Genomic DNA, 16901 nt, shown 5'->3' with positions numbered 1-16901 from the left:
TTCGTTTTGTACGATTAGACCTATCAGCTCTACAGGAGGTCATAAGATGAGAGACTTGCAGGGTAGCAAAAGGAATATGACAAAGATAGCCGCAGCGGTTGGGATTGTAGGCTTCCTGCTTATGACAGGCTGCAGCGGCCCTGTTACCAATAACGGCGGTGAAGGCTCGGGCCGGGAAGTGATCGAGAAACCGCAGAAAACAATCACAATAGTGGATACTGAACCGGCAGCGGCCCATACAGAAATTGAAGTCGTGAAAATTGACGAGCTGAATGGAATTCGTGGATTGGACTGGCTGGGCGAGGATAAATTAATTATTGATAAAGAGAACAAGAAGATGGAGCCGACTACGATAGAAGGTCGGGAGCGTTATCCGCATAATCTCTATATTCGTGATCTAAGTAAAGGAGAAAGCAAGGACGAGGCGCTGAAAGAGGGAACAGATAATCAAGGTGCTGCGGTCCTCTCACCAGATAAGAAATATATGTTCTACAAAGTGACGGAGGAAACGACGGGGACGGGTTATATCATGGATCTTGGAACGCGTAAGACGGTTAAGACGGGTTCCGAGCAGATGAGTACTCAGGAAGGCAGCTGGAACGGGAATGAACAGCTGGTCTTTCCAGTCATGACGGGGAGAATCCTTTCTTCTAACTTGAATGGTGAAATGAACGTGATTACAATTACCAAAAATCCACTCCTCTATAATGTGGTACAGCGCGGAGCCAATCTGTATTATATTGGAATCAATAATAATCTCTTTCTATTTAGCACTGTAACCAAAGAAACAACCTTGCTGGATAGGAATGTGATTTGGCTTATCCCCTCACCTGACGGGAAGCAATTAGCACTTGTGAAACGTACCTCCGATACAGAAATGGAATTAACCATAACGGATTCTTCCCTTCACAAAAAGGTCGCTCTTGCCAAAAGCACACAGGTATTCGGTACAAGCTGGTCACCAGATGGAACGAAGCTGGCTTATAGCGAAAGCTCCGAGACAGGAGGGGTTAAAGGGGTATTTGTAGCAGATGTTGTATCTGGTAAATCAACCCAGATAGCGGTAGACGTGCAGTCTATTGCAGACCCTCTTGTCTGGAGTCCTTCCGGTCATAAAATCATTACCACGACAGCGGTTCTTCAGGATAACAAATATGTATTTATTACCTATATCATTACATTGAAATCATAAATAATGGAGTGGTTTTAAATTTGCTCAATACTAATAAGAGCTTGATAAGTTCGAAGCATTGTGCGTAAAAGCCCGCTGCGCGGACGGATCATTCTTACGATCGCTGTTGTCTCCCTATTTCTTGATTCTAGCCCTCAGGGGTAGAAATACGGAGACAAAGGCGAACGCTACCGCTTCTTCAGAACGATTCCGTCCGCTTCGCTAGGTTATTATGTTTACGTGGAGGATCAACAGAAAGCAAGTGTTCTCAACAGACTATAAGGAGCTTTCAGCGCATGGCGTACAGATTGAGAAACCACAAAAATGGCCTTTGGTTAATTTCACTTCTTTCGTGGATGAAGACGGAAATCAGTTCGGAATAAAGGGGTAAACAAGCGTGTAAACATGAGCCTAAATGGGGCTTTGGTATATATTGTGGCATGAATGATGAATCCTCCTGTGATAACATGGGTGGCGTCGGGAAGAACGTCATGTTATCTCGCAAAAAACTTAAGCGTATGCTTCCGAAGTCGTTTTCTGCTTGCAGAGATGTAATTCAGGAAGTAGCGCAAAAAACTAAGCGTATGCTTCCGAAGTGGTTTTCTGCTTGCAGAGATGTAACTCAGGAAGTAGCGCAAAAAACTTTTAGGAGGATTCATTCATGAAGATGCAAAAACCATTTCGCGTAGGTGTAGCCAGCGTGCTAGCAGCAGGTTTAATCGTGCTTGGCGGAGGAGTAGCCGTACAGAAGGCCAATGCAGCCTCCACAAACGTAACCTCCGTCTCGTATAATGTAACGAGCATTGATACGATGTACAAAATCGCTCAGAAGTATGGCATTAACTTAAACACTTTGCTCGGAGCGAATACATCACTAGCTAATCCTAACTGGATTTGTCCTGGGATGACCGTTAAAGTACCGGTGAAACCTGGCACTGGAACTGGCACTGGAACGGGAACTGGAACTGGCACTGGAACGGGAACTGGAACTGGCACTGGAACTGGCACAGGCACAGGCACAACTACTGGTGGCGGATCGACAGGTACAGTTACGCAGAGTCAATTTGCTACACAGGTTGCTGCACTAGTTAATCAAGAACGGGCAAAAGCTGGACTATCAGCATTGAAATCCGATTCGCTATTGAATAAAGTAGCGCTTGATAAAGCAAAAGACATGTATACCAACAATTATTTTGATCATAATTCTCCGACTTACGGGTCTCCATTTGATATGATGCGTGCCTATGGGGTTAGCTATTCCTATGCGGGTGAGAATATTGCCAAAGGACAGCGTACACCTCAAGAGGTCATGACAGCGTGGATGAACAGCGCAGGTCACCGTGCCAACATTCTAGGCGCTAATTACAATAAAATTGGTGTTGCGTACTACAATGGAGAATGGGTACAAGAGTTTACCTCTTAATCATTCCTGAGGGTCTATTCCTTATTATCTTTTCCTACAGCAAAGCGGCCATCGAGGCCGCTTTTTTTGTCTAATCCTCGAGGGAAATGCCTATTAATAGCTGGGTCCACAATTCATCATTCGAAAGCCAGAGGCTAATTCGTTATCGATACCGCACAAACCTAGGGATGTTTTCGTTCCAATCGTGAGTAGTTAGTGGGAATGTATCGTGACGGACGTGAGGTCGTTGACATATACTGTATGTACAAGTAATCTGAGAAAACATTTCACAATCAAAGTTGACCAGTAAATAACCGTCGGTTATAATATAACCAACGGTTATTTACTTTTGTGTTAATTTGGAAAGGAAGAGATAGATATGGCGACATCTAGGCGGAAACAGCTTACGGAGGAAATGAAAGCAGCCGTTCGCAATGCGGCTGCTTCGCTTTTTGCAGAGAAAGGCTATCATTCCGTAACGATGAGAGAAATTGCCAAGGAAGCAGGCTGCTCGCATACGGCCATTTATTTATATTTTAAGAACAAAGAGGATTTGCTTCAACAAATCGCAATCCCCCCTCTACTCGAGCTAGAACAGCGACTTCTGGCGCAAACTAATAATGAGGCACTAGACAGCATGGACAAAATAATGGCTGCCATCGGAGAATACGTCGTCTTTTGCCTAACGCATGGTAGTCTTCAAACCGTATTATTCACATCAGGCTCTGTTCGAGTTGATGTAGTTGAGCCGGAACTAGAAGTGAATCGAATTCGCAATCGTTTGTTCAGTCATATCATGTCTCTGCTGCAGGAAGCAACGCAGACGACAGATGCTAACAGAACCCTTAATAACGGACGGATACTCGTGTATTATCTGCAGGGCTTTATTCATACTTATACCGATCATAGTGAGCCAGTTGAGAGCTTACTGGAGAGAATATTACCGATCTTTAATGAAGGCATACAGATTTTGGTAACCGGTATGCGAAATCCATAGTATACCTTATTATTCGTTTATAAATAGTTCTCAAGTACCAAGGTGTTTCCAATAGAGATAGCGAATTGATGTAATATAGCTTCTTCTATACACCGGGGGATAGATGATGAGATACCGAGCCCTATACGTCAATGAATCTCTTGCTAAGAAATACATGGAACGAAGGAAGTTGTTTAAGTCACTTCGTTCTTCCATGTCTATCGGTTCTGGTTCAATCACGATCGTGGAACAATTGTATCATTTATTAGATAAATCGCTTACTTGTGCTTATCTCGTTCAAGATGACAAGATTGTATATGTTAACCAAAGCCTTGCCAATTTATTTGGATATGCGCAAAATGAAATGCTAGCTATGAGACCCTTGGATTTTGTTCATCCCGAAGATAGCGATCGTCTTAGAAAAGAAACGGAACAAAGGCTGCAAGGTCATGAGAAGAGGGAGTTTTATTCGCTAAGGGGCATTCGAAAAGATAAAAGTTTTTTTTATTATGAAACGAAAGCAACTTCATTCCTGTTAAATGGGAAGCCAGCGCTGCTCGGTACGGTCATAGATATCACGAATCTCGTTCAAGCCAATCAAATCATTCGCGAGAATGAGATGCGTTATCGACAGCTGATACGCTATCTCCCTGAACCCATTATAGTCCACGATGGAAATAAGCTGCTGTTATCAATAATGCATGCATGGCTTTACTGGGAGCTACGGATGAGGAGCAGATATTGAATTATTCTTGTCAAGAACTCTTACATCCTGATTATTTGGCTAAAAGCTTTCAGCGTATAGAAGAAGTTTTGAAGACGGATGAGCCGAATGAGTTTAGTGAATTTAAATTAATTGCGATGGACGGACGAATTATTGATACGGAAGTATCTAGTGTACGCATCCATAATTTTCAGGGTCATGAATATGTGGTCCAGTCGGTCTTTCGAGATATTACGGAAAGAAAAAAGGAAGAAGAAGCGCTCATTAAGGCGGAAAAACTCTTCATTGCGGGTCAAATGGCTGCTGGTATAGCTCATGAAATCCGCAATCCACTAACCTCACTTAAAGGATTTACGCAATTTCTAAAATCTAAGACTGATAACTACCATGAATATTATGATATCATGCTGACTGAGCTTGATCGGATCAATGCCATCGTTCAGGAGTTTATGGCGCTTGCCAAGCCGCAAGCCAACCATTTGAAGAATCACGATTTAATTAATATCATGCAGCATGTGAATACGTTGTTGGAAACTCAAGCAAATTTGAATAATGTACAGATCAGGACCCAAATTGATGACGGTCACCCTTTTGTAAGATGTGATGAGAATCAATTGAAACAGGTCTTTATTAATATTCTGAAGAATGCCATTGAAGCGATGCCTGAAGGCGGCGAGGTAATGATCGAATTAGATACGCGGCAGTCAGATCTGGTCATGATCCAAATTACGGACCAAGGAATCGGTATACCAAAGGAACAGCTGGGTAAGCTTGGAGGTCCATTTTTTACGACGAAAAGCAGCGGTACGGGTCTTGGGCTTATGGTTTGCCATCGAATTATTCAAGCCCATCAAGGTACAATGTTCATTACCAGTGAGCTTAATAAAGGTACAACAGTGACCATTCAGCTACCAGTCATCCAACAATATTGAATAAGAGGATGGGGCTGTGGGACAGCCCCATTCGCAAGCCAGCCTTTTAAGGGGAAATCACCTCGGTGTTTGATTTAACCACGTTTTTAGTCGGGGTTCTTCTGTCTTAGAACAGATGAGCAGGCCGTTAGAAGTGGAGACGATGATGAGGTCATGTACACCAATTATAAGAACCTGTTTATCATCATCAGTGAAAACCGTATTGCCTGTGGAGCCAATTAGAGACACTGTACCTTGACTTACGTTACTATCCACATCAGCTAAAGAGTGACGGCTAACGGCTGCCCAAGAACCGATATCATCCCATCCGCAATCTACGGGAATGCAGTACATCGTCTCGACTTTCTCCATGACGGCATAATCAATCGATAGCTTGGGCATCAATGCGTAAGCAGCTGCGGGATCTAGAGGGTATTGGAGCAAGCTATTCCATATGTCTGGCTGAAAAAGCTGAATACATCGAGCAATGGTGGAGGGACGACAGACAAAAATACCACTGTTCCAATACATGCCAGGCTCCTGCAGGAGCTGCCTGGCCCGCTCTTCTGAAGGTTTTTCCAAAAAACGAACAACTTGGAGAACGCTAGGGGGTAAATGATCGCTGGATTCTGCGGTCTTTAAGTAGCCAAAACCGACTTCTGGTCGGCTTGGCGTGATGCCAAGCGTGACAATTGCATCCTCCATCTCAGCCGTATCAGCAGCTAGCTTAATGGCATGAAGGAAAGCTGGTTCATTTGCAACATGCTGATCGGAAGGGACGAATACGATAGCCTCATCATTGTTAGCGTTCAAGAATTGAAAGGCTGCAAGCGCAATACATGCTGCGGTATCCTTCTGTTCGGGCTCAACAATAAGCTGCTGCTTGGGAAAAAGGGGGAGCTGCTCATCAAGTAGTGGTAAATATCGTTCAGGACTCGCAATGAATAAATGATCCGCAGAGACGAGCTGCTGGAAGCGGGCCGCTGTTTCTTGAATTAAGGTTTGCTGCGAGTGAAAATTAAGAAATTGCTTGGGCAGGTTATCTACGCTTCGGGGCCAAAATCGTGTCCCTTTGCCACCTGCCATAATGACAATATTCAATTTGTTAGGTCACCTCCATACAGAAGACAAGGGATGGGCTCTGTGAAAAAAGACAGAGAAACCCGTAAATATACTGTTATTGTATTCATCTTCTAGATGCCTTTGGAACGGTATTTGTACGTGCCGTTGATGCAACTGGGCTGATTTACCTGTAGGAATAGCTGCTGAGCTATGGTATTCTCTTACGCGAGCCGAAACTTTTGTACGGGGGATCTTTTGGAGAACACTAGAAGGTGTTTTCCACCGAGAATGAACACTGAGAAGTGGTTGATTTCACGGTGATTGCGCGCAAGCGCTGGGGGTGAATCGCAGAGCGGAGCTATCCGCAAATGTGTAGGGTTGAACTCCTCAATCCGAATCCGACAACTAACCTCGCAGGCGAAAAAAAGGAGGACATTAAATTGTTCAACAAAGTTTGGAAAAAAAGCGCAGCTACTGCAGCGCTCAGCATTGCTATTCTTATTCATGCAGGATCGGCCAGCGCGGCCACGACCTACAAGGCCAAAGAGAACGATACGTTGTGGAAGCTCTCCAAGCAATTTGGCATTCAATTGGAGGAGCTTAAGAAATTTAATCCGAACGTAGATCCACTGAACATTTATGAAGGACTTCCTATTGTCATTCCCGCATCCGCCACGAACAACCCGAACGTGAGCTCGACGGAGGCTGCCAAGAAACAGGCAAGTAATCAGGTTATGACTGCAAAAAGCACTGTAAATGCAGATAGCATAACAGTCGGCGGTCGTGATTATAGCGTCTCGGATGTCGTACAGGCAAAAGCTAGCGCTTACACAGCAGCAGCTTCCGAGAATGGCTGGGGAGCAGTAGATTATTACGGTAATCCTTTGAAGCTAGGAACGATAGCGGTAGACCCTAACCGAATTCCAATGGGCAGTAAAGTATACATTACCGGTTATGATCATGCCGGCTTGCCAGTTGGTGGTATGATGGCTATTGCTACTGATAAGGGCAGTGCCATTAAAGGAGATCGAATTGATATTTTCATCCCGCAATCGCAAAAGCAGGCTTCAGAATTCGGCTTTCAATATGTGAAGGTTTTCATTCTCAATTAATATTTCGACTCGAAACCTAATCCAGTTGTGATATGCTGATTTGAACGTCTACCTGCGGCAGCATGTCATGGTAGGCATGAGACCTGCGACATTACATAAAATAAGCTCTCAATGGTCTGCTGGCCATGAGAGCTTATTTTACATTTTCACTATTCTTTCTTTCGATATACACGACCCTGCTCCTTAGGGGGCGTTGAAACCTATTGTCCTAGGGGAATAAAGGAGGAAGACAGTTCAACCGGCTTGCCGCCGGATAATCGAGATTGTTCTGCTGCGAAAGCGATCAAATGGCTTTGTAGGGAAGCGGCAGCTGACGTCAGGCCGCTGTTTTGCGCCGTATTAAAGCGGCGTATCTCATCCACGAAGGAGCTGACGAAGTGATTGTCCCCGCCACCGTGTCCGTCATGTGTAATATCGAATTGATGGCTGATGCACTGTCCAGATGCGAAATGATAGGTCCGAAAGCATCCTTCTTCCATATTTCCTTGAATCTCGCCATGAGTACCCATAATTTGAACTGTACGAGCGATATGACGGGTAAAACCCGATAGTGTGAATGTGGCGTTAGCGCCGTCTTCAAATTCCATATTAACGATCTGATGATCGACGACATCATTATCACAATGATATACACAGCGGCCATAGGGCCCATCTTTTAACGCTTGCAAAATATTGGCTGGAGTTGGTTCGTTAGAGATATAACGTGCATAGTTGGGTTCTGTCGTCTCCAAATAGATTTTGATCGCAGAGTATGGGCAATTCTTCTCCACGGAGCAACCATCCGTACATCGGGCAGCAGAGCCGGCTGGCGCTTGATCTTCCCGGAAATGCATCAGGCTGCCGAAGGAACTGACTCGGGTACAATCCTGATCCATGAGCCAAGATATCAGATCCAAATCGTGACAAGATTTGGCTAGAATGATCGGGCTGGATAGAGCTGTATTGCGCCAATGTCCACGTACGTAGCTGTGGGCCATGTGTTGATGTCCGACATTCTCCGTTAGTTGAATGGAAGTAATCTGTCCGATCTTCCCTTCGGCGATTACATTCTTGATGCCCGCCCAGAAGGGGGAGTACCGCAGCACATGACTCACCATAAGCAGTCGACCATATTTGCTGGCGGCTGCCTCCAGACTTATACACTCTTCGGGCAAAGTAGACATCGGTTTTTCTAAAATAACGTGATAGCCAAGCTCAAGCGCCTTCATCGCCGGTTCGAAATGCATGCGGTCCTGCGTGCTGACGATAACTGCGTCGGCTATTTTTCCTAGAGCCAGTGCTTGCTCCCACGATACGAAGGATTGCTCTGAAGCAATCCCGTGAAGAGTGGCGAATGCCGCTCTTCTATGCGGGTCGGGTTCTGCAACGGCCACGAACGTAAGGTCGTTCGGATATTTCTCCGCATAGGGGCCGTAGATAAAATTGCCTCTGCTGCCGGCGCCTAGTAATAACGCTGTAATAGCCTTCATTTGTCAAAATCTCCTTTATATCATGATATAGCAGGGTAACTGATTCATGACGCAACCATGCGGATTACTGTTTTCCCTTCGGCTTCCAAGATGAAGCCGTACCGCCCTCGAAACGATCGAATTCCGTTACCCGCGACGAGAATGCACCCGCCGAATTTCGATTATTTATAATCTCAAGCAGGAGGGACACTGTCCTTTCTTTGTCCGCTGTGGAAACGTAGTAGGTTGTCAGTTGAGGGACGCTGATTTTCACAAGCTCAGTTAAACCTGATCCAATGAGGCTGATGTCGCTCGGCACGGATACGCCCTTGCTCTGAAGATACTGGAGGACGCCAAATTGAATAACGGTATTTGCGCAGAAGGCAGCCGAATAATCCAATTGCAGCATTTCGGCTCTTTTACCGAGCTCATAACCATTCTCATCGTTACTAATTTGAATTAGGGACTTATCCAGGGGAATGCCGTTTTCTTTATGCGCTTGACTGTAGCCTTCCAAGGTCAATTGATGGATATGGTAATCCATGCTTCCCATAAACAATGCGATACGGGTATGACCGAGCGAGATTAAATATTGGGTGGCATCAAATGCCAGCTTCCCGTTGTCAAAGGCGACAAAATTGAGATCGTTTTCTTTGTCACGAACAGGCAGACCATAAAAGATATATGGGGTATTCGAGTGGCTAAACATATCAACGAGCTTTTCGTCTACGTCTCCAGATACGATAAAGCCTTCAATCTCCTGATTTTCTAGAGACCTTTGCAATTTGCTCAATGACTCGGGGGCATGGGTGATATTCATAAAAACCAATCCGTAATTGAAACGACTGGCTGCTGCTTCCATGATTTGTAGATCTGTCATATAACGTGGATCATTCGCATCCCGATCGTAGAGTATATAGCAAAGCTTGGGAGAGACTTCCACGTCCCGGTAGCCAAGGTCTTTAGCTGCTTGGAGTATTTTACTTCGTGTTTCAAGTGAAATCGTACTGCTTGGAGTGTTGTTCAATACAAGAGAAACGGCAGTTCGCGAAATACCGAGGTGCTCTGCGATCTCTTTTTTCGTTACCATAGGGCAATCTCCTTCTAATAGAATATATACATAACGATGGTTATATTATAGCCCGAAAGGGTCTGAAACGTCAATTTACGTATAATAAATTTCAAAAACAGTAGAAATGATAGCACTTACAATAGAGTTTTAATGCGAAAAAAAAGGAATTGACAATCAAATATAACGGGTGTTATGATTCCGGTGAGACAGAGTTTATCGATGTATGTATGGAAAGGTGGGATCTATCAACCTAGTGAAACAGATCACTGCAGTACTCGTAGGAGCCGGCGCGAGAGGAAGATTCGTATATGGTGCATATGCGAATAAGTATCCGGATGAACTGAAAATTGTCGCTATCGCAGAACCGAATGAAGAACGAAGACAGCTTGCGGCCGCGGAACATCAACTAATGCCAGGACAAGTGTTCGAGAGTTGGGAACAGGTCCTATCTAATCGTAAAGTTGCCGATATTGTCGTGATTTCCACGCAAGACAAAATGCATTATGCACCGACCATGAGAGCTCTCGAGTTGGGATACGATGTGTTGCTTGAGAAGCCGATGTCTCCATCAGTAGATGAAGTCATCGCCATGGCACACGCTTCTCGCAAGCATAATCGTTTGTTGTCGGTTAGTCATGTATTGCGATATACCCCTTTTTGGTCGAAGATCAAGGAGGTTATCGAAAGCGGTATCATTGGTACAATCGCATCCGTACAATTAAGCGAAAATGTGGGTTATTTCCATATGGCACATAGTTTTGTTCGGGGGAATTGGAACAAGTCCGAAGAAACGAGTCCGATGATTTTACAGAAGTCTTGCCATGATATGGACATTCTATCCTGGTTGATTGACGAGAAGTGTACGGGAATCAGTTCATACGGCTCGCTTCTGCATTTCCGTTCGGAGAATGCTCCAGAGGGTGCAGCGCTTCGTTGCTCAGAGGGGTGCGCGGTCGAAAGGGAATGTCCTTATTCAGCAATCCGAATCTATGAAGAGGCGGATACACACGAGTGGTCCCGTTTTATCACGAACGATTTAACCCCAGAGGGTATCAAAGAAGCGATTCAGAAAGGTCCGTTCGGTCGCTGTGTTTATCATTGCGATAATAATGTGGTCGACCACCAGGTGGTCAATATGATGTTTGAAAGTGGCGCTACCGCATCATTTACGATGTCAGGCTTCTCGCATGATGTTTCTAGAACTGTTCAAATTATGGGGACTCTGGGCGAAATCAGAGGTTACATGGAGAAGAACGAGATTGTTTTATACCCTTTCGGAAAAGAAGCGATCGATATTCTCGTGACCGCTGAAGAAGGAGGCCATGGGGGCGGCGATGAAGGCCTGATGCGGGAATTTCTGAAGCAAGTTCGGAATGAGAACAACAACGGAGGTCAGGGGCTGACATCGGCTGAAGCTTCCTTGCAAAGCCATTTGATGGCCTTTGCGGCGGAACAATCCAGACTGGCGGGCGGAAGCTCTGTCGAGATCCAAGGATTGAGCGAACAGCATGGCCATTCCGTTTGCAGTTGAGCTGAGTTTTCAGCAGCTTCATATAACATCAACTGATAATATCAACTGAAAAAAACTAATAGGGGGTCAAATGAATGAAAAATGTAACCGCATTATTATTATCTCTTGTCATGGTAGCTGTGCTGCTAGCAGGATGCGCAGGGAATAAAAACAAAGAACCGGCGAATGCCGATCCGGGCACGAGCACCACAAACCCGACAAATGAAGCTAACGTGTACCCGGAGAACGGCCTGTCTAAGGATGAGAAAGTAACGCTGAAGATGGGATTCTGGGAGGCGGGTTCGGGTCGTACCTGGATGGATCTGGCGGTTAAGAAGTTTTCCGAGAAATATCCGAATGTCAATTTCGACATTACCTCAACTCCAACGCTGTCGACAATACTCGAACCAAAGATCGCAGCTGGCGACGACAATGACATGTTCGATTTGTTTATTCCGAACTTCTCGGCGGCAGGCCAACTGGAACGTTTGGCTAACGCCGGCAAGCTGGAGCCGCAAGACGATTTGTGGGATCGCGACATACCGGGAGAGACGGGCAAAAAACTGAGATCGGTTATTTCCGATGATGCATACGACACATCTCTTAGTATGGGTTTTACGGCCAGGGTACCGATTGCCGGATATACGGCAGGCCTATTCTATGATCAGAAGCTGTTTGATGAGAAGGGCTGGAATAAAAATCCGGCTACATGGGACGAGTTTGTAGCGCTTCTGGATCAAATTAAAGCAGATGGTATCATCCCGATTACATTCCCAGGCGTATATGCCGGTTACCTTACCGATTATGTCTTCAATACGATTCAGTTCGATTTAGCTAAAGCCAATGGAACTTTTGATACTTACATCAAAAATTTCCGTAGCTTTACAGGGCCGCAGCTTACAACAGCAGAAAACAAAGAAGCATGGAATCGATTATACGAATTTGGAAAGAAAGGCTATTTCCCTGCGGGTGTAGCGGCACTGAACCATACACAATCGCAAATGCAAGTGCTTCAGCATAAAGCTGCGCTTGTTTCAACCGGAGATTGGGTTGGCAATGAGATGAAAGAAAGTACGCCGGAAGGCTTCACTTGGGGATTCATGGCCGTACCGGCTTCCAACGATGCTAACCAAACCGTATTCGTTAATTCCGGGGTGGGCGATACTGCATTTGTAATCTGGAAAAACAAGCCTGATCAAAACAAAAAGTGGGCGAAGGAATTCATCCTGAGCTTGTACGATTTTAAAATTCAGGAGTCGATTGCTGCAGATGCTGGAGCCTTTCCAGCAAGACTTGACTTTGGTGATGATCCTGCCCGTATCGCGAAGCTGCAGCCTACTCAGGCAGCCGTAATGGAATATGCAACAAAACATAAAGTACAGTATATTTCTTATCGTCGCGAATTTGGACTTACAAGTCCTGAGCATGGACAAGCGGACAAGCTGCTGAGCGAACTAATAACAGCAGCAGCAACAGGGAAGAAAGATCCTTCACCGGTGTTGGAAGAAGCAGAGAAGCTTAAGCAAATCGCAATCGAGAAAGACCGTCCAAAAAAGTAAAAGGTTTATCTGATTGCTCGATACAAAATTGCGCCGCCGTCTTAGGACGGCGAAGCCGTTTTACTTATGTAAGGGGGAGACGCTTTGAATGCCGGGATAAACGGAAATCAACCGGTTGTGCGGAAGCGGCAGGGGACCGATAAGGCTAAAAGACAGCGAGCCGTCTTTTTATTCCTTGCGGTTGCCCCGTCATTGATTGGTTATTTTTTGTTCACCTTGTACCCGAACGTGATGTCGGTTTATTACTCCCTATTGGATTGGGACGGATTAACAGCTGCCAAGTATGTCGGATTCGACAACTATGTAAACATGGTTAAAGATCAATTCGTCTGGCGTGCTTTGTACCACAACCTGCTCTATATGATCGTCGTGCCTGCGCTTATCGTCTTTATTTCATTATTGCTAGCCTATTTACTGAACAATAAATCGTATAAGGAAAATGCCATTTATAAGGTTCTCTTTTTCTTTACGAATGTACTTTCTACCGTTGTTATTGCATTGCTGTGGTCGTTTATCTTCGATGGAAGCTTTGGGCTGCTTAATGGCATGCTGGAGCTCTTCGGTTTGACTATGGATGACTTTTACTGGCTTGGGGATTCGAGAACAGCCTTTTGGGTATTGGTATTACCGATGGTATGGGGTGGAGTTGGCCTATATGTCGTGATTTTCATCAATGCGATGAGTGCTATTCCTAAATCTCTGTACGAAGCGGCCGTTCTGGAAGGAGCGCGTCCGATGACAATTCTGTTCCGCATTACGATTCCGCTCCTACGCGGAGTTATCCGGGTCTGTGTCGTGTTTGTCATTCTCGGTTCGATTAAGGGCTTTGAGATTATCATGATTTTGACAAACGGCGGACCGGAAGGTTCGACAGACGTCATTGGGCTGTATATGTTTAATCTCGCATTTGGAAGAGAATATCACAACTACGGGTACGCTTCCGCCATAGGAATGTTCTTGTTCGTCATTCTTGTCGGGGCAAAGTTGATTATTGATAAATTATTTCCGGAGGATAATGTCGAGTTCTAGCACAGGTAATCAAGGAGGTAGCAAGGCATGGCAGAACGGCGAACTTTAATGGATGGAGTATGGAGGCTTCTACTTCTTCTGTGGGCGATATCCATCATTTTTCCGGTCATATGGATACTGTATCAATCTTTTAGAACGAATGCTGCGTTCTTTCAAGATATATGGGCTTTACCTACGGAACTGCGGTGGGACAATTATTCAAAGGCATGGAATGATTATAACATCGGCAAATCATTAGCAAATACGTTTTATTATGTTGGTGTGAGCTTGGTGTTGGGCACTTTTTTAACGACGCTTAACGCCTATGCGTTAACACGAATGAATTTTCGCGGCAGGAAACTGATCTGGGGTTTGATTATGCTTTCACTGTTTTTGCCGGGAATCAACGCATTGGTGCCCCAATACATTCTGATGAAGACACTGCATCTAACGAACAGTCTAACAGGTTTGGTTATACTAGATAGCTTTGGGGAGAACGTGTTCTTTCTCATGCTGCTTGGTGGGTTTATGTCCTCGCTTCCTAAAGATTTGGAGGAGAGCGCTTTTATGGACGGTGCTTCGATCTTCCAGATGTTCTGGCGGATTATCGTGCCCTTGTCTACACCCGGAATCGTAACGGTTGCCATCTTTAAGTTTCTCGGGCTGTACAATAACTTTCTGGGACCGTTTATTTATTTGGGAGATCCGTCTAAATATACGATCGGGGTTAACATGTATCAGGCAAATATGAAGATGCAATATACGTCGGATTGGGTGACGATGTTCGCAGGCGTTATTATTGTCATGATTCCTTTAATCATTTTTTATATGTTATTCCAGAAAAGAATTATGGAGGGTGCAACGATGGGGTCGATGAAAGGATGAGCATGGGCATGAGCATGAGCGTGAAACAGCAACAATTTTCGTTCTACGGTGAGCTTAGCGGATTGGATACTGGGATAGATATAATATGCGGCATGCTTGGTTTGAAACGTACAATCAGTGGAGGCTTGCCGATAACACTGGAACGAACGGAAAATCCCGAGCTAATTGTGACATTCAAGGGAGCAGGTGCGAGGATTGTTTATCGTGACAGTAATCACCTGTTTCGAGCGATTGGATTAGTAGTCGAATCCATAAGATCGGACCGGCTTACTGAGATCCGGGAGGAACCGCAATTCGATACGATAGGAATAATGCTCGATTGCTCGCGGAATGCTGTACCAACAATCGAGAGTGTCAAGGAATTGCTGAGATATATGGCTCTGATGGGCATGAATACACTTATGCTGTATACCGAGGATACCTATACAGTAGAAGAAGAGCCGTATTTCGGTTACATGCGCGGCAGATACACGATTGGAGAATTGCAGGAGTGTGATGCCTATGCGGCGGAGCTCGGCATCGAGATGATACCATGTATCCAGACACTCGCACATCTCGAATCCTTCTTAAAGTGGCAGGCAGCGGCTAATTTAAGAGATTCACATGATGTTCTTTTGGTAGGGCAAGATCAAACCTATCAATTGATCGATCGAATGGTTGACAGTGTGTCGCGTACCTTTCGCAGCCGCCGCATACATATCGGGATGGATGAGGCTCAAGGATTGGGGCGAGGACGTGCACTGGATCTCTACGGATACAAAAACCGTTTTGAGCTAATGAATGAGCATTTGTCCAAGGTAAAGGAAATAACGGCGAATTACGGCCTGCAGCCATTGATCTGGAGTGACATGTATTTTCGAATCGGCTCCGAGACGCATGACTATTATGATCTCGAAGCTGTTATCGATGATGCTCATGCTAACCGTATTCCCCAGGGAACACAGCTCGTTTATTGGGACTATTATCATTATGAGCAGGAGTTTTACGAGGCCATGATAAGAAGACACCAAGAGCTAGGTTCCGTTCCGGTATTCGCTGGCGGCATATGGACTTGGCTTGGCATGTGCACGCATTATACTCGTACGCTGAAGTGCTCCAATGCGGCTTTGCAGGCCTGCAAGCAGGAAGGCGTAAGGGAAGTATTCGTAACAGCTTGGGGGGATAATGGAGCTGAGAATAATATATGGTCCATGCTTCCAGGGATGCAGTTATATGCTGAACACGCTTATGCCAAAGTAATGGACGAACAGAAGCTGCAACAAAGAACGAGCTTCTGCACGGGGATTCCTTATGAACATTTTATGAATCTCGAGTTGTTGGATCATATACCAGGTTTGCTGACGGAGCAGCATGGTGATTTCTCCAATCCATCCAAGTATTTGTTGTGGCAGGATGTGCTGTTAGGTCTTTTCGACAAACATATTGAGAATGTAGATCTTGCTGGGCACTATGGACGACTTGCAGAATTATATCGGGAGCAAGCTGACGCTAGGGATACTGCCAATCATCTATTCGGTTTTCTTGCGTGCTTGGGTGATGTGCTTAAATTAAAGGCGGATTTGGGATTGCGCCTAAGAAATGCCTACGTTGGCGGGGATCATAGCCTATTAGAGCATATTGCCGGAGGAGTGCTGCCAGAATTGCTATTAAAGGTGGAAGCTTTAAGAATTTCGCACCGTGAACAGTGGATGAGAACGAATAAACCTCAAGGATGGGAAATATTAGATATTCGCTATGGTGGTCTATCAGCAAGATTAAAGTCCGCACAAGACCGCATAACTGATTATTTAGCCGGTATTATCGAGCGGATTGAGGAGCTGGAAGAGAGAAGACTTTATTTTGATGATAGGCTTGGACATGAGGGAGCGGAAGCGGACTATTTTGTGTCCTATCATCTTATTGCGAGTGCAAACAAGTTTACCTGAATGAAATTTATAGCTCTTCCGCTAGGGTCGATAACTGCGGAAGAGCCGGAAATGTGGTTGCCAACTCATGGATTCACTCCTTGGCAGTTCCCGACAGGCAAGTAAAAAAGGGGGGCTGTCGAGACTTATTAAACAT

Annotated in this window: 14 protein-coding genes and 1 riboswitch; of the genes, 11 read left to right on the top strand and 3 right to left on the bottom strand. The window is 45.1% G+C overall.

Annotation, left to right across the window (positions count from 1 at the left end):
- The first annotated feature begins 46 nt into the window (after window positions 1–46).
- The 5 genes from EKN16_RS15110 (at window position 47) to EKN16_RS15090 (ending at window position 5205) form a co-directional block, all read left to right on the top strand.
- The gene (locus tag EKN16_RS15110; RefSeq protein ID WP_125658665.1) at window positions 47–1192 is read left to right on the top strand and encodes a PD40 domain-containing protein; all 1146 of its coding nucleotides are present in this window, start codon (window positions 47–49) and stop codon (window positions 1190–1192) included.
- A gap of 640 nt (window positions 1193–1832) precedes the next feature.
- The gene (locus tag EKN16_RS15105) at window positions 1833–2594 is read left to right on the top strand and encodes a CAP domain-containing protein (protein ID WP_125658662.1); all 762 of its coding nucleotides are present in this window, start codon (window positions 1833–1835) and stop codon (window positions 2592–2594) included.
- A gap of 358 nt (window positions 2595–2952) precedes the next feature.
- Window positions 2953–3570, top strand: coding sequence for a TetR/AcrR family transcriptional regulator (locus EKN16_RS15100; protein WP_125658659.1), 618 nt, complete (start codon window positions 2953–2955; stop codon window positions 3568–3570).
- Window positions 3571–3673: 103 nt separating this feature from the next.
- Complete coding sequence (locus EKN16_RS15095) at window positions 3674–4294, top strand: PAS domain-containing protein (protein WP_125658656.1); 621 nt, start codon at window positions 3674–3676, stop codon at window positions 4292–4294.
- Window positions 4255–5205 (top strand): ATP-binding protein, encoded by a 951-nt coding sequence (locus EKN16_RS15090; RefSeq protein ID WP_125658653.1) that lies wholly within the window; start codon window positions 4255–4257, stop codon window positions 5203–5205. The genes EKN16_RS15095 and EKN16_RS15090 overlap by 40 nt, the downstream gene beginning before the upstream one ends.
- A gap of 57 nt (window positions 5206–5262) precedes the next feature.
- Here EKN16_RS15090 and EKN16_RS15085 read toward each other — a convergent pair whose 3' ends face one another.
- Window positions 5263–6285, bottom strand: coding sequence for a mannose-1-phosphate guanylyltransferase (locus EKN16_RS15085; RefSeq protein ID WP_125658650.1), 1023 nt, complete (start codon window positions 6283–6285; stop codon window positions 5263–5265).
- Window positions 6286–6464: 179 nt separating this feature from the next.
- A riboswitch (cyclic di-AMP (ydaO/yuaA leader) is annotated at window positions 6465–6682 on the top strand.
- A 4-nt stretch (window positions 6683–6686) separates the two neighbouring features.
- Between EKN16_RS15085 and EKN16_RS15080 the strand changes: the two genes are divergently transcribed.
- Window positions 6687–7358, top strand: a complete 672-nt coding sequence (locus EKN16_RS15080; RefSeq protein ID WP_232016442.1) for a 3D domain-containing protein — start codon at window positions 6687–6689, stop codon at window positions 7356–7358.
- A 200-nt stretch (window positions 7359–7558) separates the two neighbouring features.
- Here the strand turns inward: EKN16_RS15080 and EKN16_RS15075 are convergent, their stop codons facing one another.
- Entirely contained in the window at window positions 7559–8827 is a 1269-nt protein-coding gene (locus tag EKN16_RS15075) for a Gfo/Idh/MocA family protein (RefSeq protein ID WP_125658644.1), read from the bottom strand.
- Between the two features lie 64 nt (window positions 8828–8891).
- Entirely contained in the window at window positions 8892–9896 is a 1005-nt protein-coding gene (locus tag EKN16_RS15070; protein WP_125658641.1) for a LacI family DNA-binding transcriptional regulator, read from the bottom strand.
- Between the two features lie 235 nt (window positions 9897–10131).
- On the opposite strand from EKN16_RS15070, the gene EKN16_RS15065 reads away from it, so the two are divergent.
- The 5 genes from EKN16_RS15065 (at window position 10132) to EKN16_RS15045 (ending at window position 16765) form a co-directional block, all read left to right on the top strand.
- Complete coding sequence (locus tag EKN16_RS15065) at window positions 10132–11409, top strand: Gfo/Idh/MocA family protein (protein ID WP_125658638.1); 1278 nt, start codon at window positions 10132–10134, stop codon at window positions 11407–11409.
- 74 nt (window positions 11410–11483) lie between these two features.
- On the top strand, window positions 11484–12947 hold the full coding sequence (locus EKN16_RS15060; RefSeq protein ID WP_125658635.1) for an ABC transporter substrate-binding protein: 1464 nt from the start codon (window positions 11484–11486) through the stop codon (window positions 12945–12947).
- Between the two features lie 84 nt (window positions 12948–13031).
- A complete protein-coding gene (locus EKN16_RS15055) occupies window positions 13032–13976 on the top strand; it encodes a carbohydrate ABC transporter permease (RefSeq protein WP_221226904.1) in 945 nt (314 codons plus the stop codon).
- Window positions 13977–14003: 27 nt separating this feature from the next.
- A complete protein-coding gene (locus EKN16_RS15050; protein WP_125658633.1) occupies window positions 14004–14840 on the top strand; it encodes a carbohydrate ABC transporter permease in 837 nt (278 codons plus the stop codon).
- An 8-nt stretch (window positions 14841–14848) separates the two neighbouring features.
- Complete coding sequence (locus EKN16_RS15045; protein WP_183530842.1) at window positions 14849–16765, top strand: beta-N-acetylhexosaminidase; 1917 nt, start codon at window positions 14849–14851, stop codon at window positions 16763–16765.
- Window positions 16766–16901 lie beyond the last annotated feature (136 nt).

This window comes from Paenibacillus baekrokdamisoli (assembly GCF_003945345.1).
Lineage (GTDB): Bacteria > Bacillota > Bacilli > Paenibacillales > Paenibacillaceae > Paenibacillus_Z > Paenibacillus_Z baekrokdamisoli.
This window is presented reverse-complemented; position numbering and strand designations above follow the sequence as displayed.

Excerpts from the sequence above, each read along its gene's own strand:
- EKN16_RS15110 (WP_125658665.1), top strand. The coding sequence starts at position 47 with ATGAGAGACTTGCAGGGTAGCAAAAGGAATATGACAAAGATAGCCGCA.
- EKN16_RS15105 (WP_125658662.1), top strand. The coding sequence starts at position 1,833 with ATGAAGATGCAAAAACCATTTCGCGTAGGTGTAGCCAGCGTGCTAGCA.
- EKN16_RS15100 (WP_125658659.1), top strand. The coding sequence starts at position 2,953 with ATGGCGACATCTAGGCGGAAACAGCTTACGGAGGAAATGAAAGCAGCC.
- EKN16_RS15095 (WP_125658656.1), top strand. The coding sequence starts at position 3,674 with ATGATGAGATACCGAGCCCTATACGTCAATGAATCTCTTGCTAAGAAA.
- EKN16_RS15090 (WP_125658653.1), top strand. The coding sequence starts at position 4,255 with ATGGCTTTACTGGGAGCTACGGATGAGGAGCAGATATTGAATTATTCT.
- EKN16_RS15075 (WP_125658644.1), bottom strand. The coding sequence starts at position 8,827 with ATGAAGGCTATTACAGCGTTATTACTAGGCGCCGGCAGCAGAGGCAAT.
- EKN16_RS15070 (WP_125658641.1), bottom strand. The coding sequence starts at position 9,896 with ATGGTAACGAAAAAAGAGATCGCAGAGCACCTCGGTATTTCGCGAACT.
- EKN16_RS15060 (WP_125658635.1), top strand. The coding sequence starts at position 11,484 with ATGAAAAATGTAACCGCATTATTATTATCTCTTGTCATGGTAGCTGTG.
- EKN16_RS15050 (WP_125658633.1), top strand. The coding sequence starts at position 14,004 with ATGGCAGAACGGCGAACTTTAATGGATGGAGTATGGAGGCTTCTACTT.
- EKN16_RS15045 (WP_183530842.1), top strand. The coding sequence starts at position 14,849 with ATGAGCATGAGCGTGAAACAGCAACAATTTTCGTTCTACGGTGAGCTT.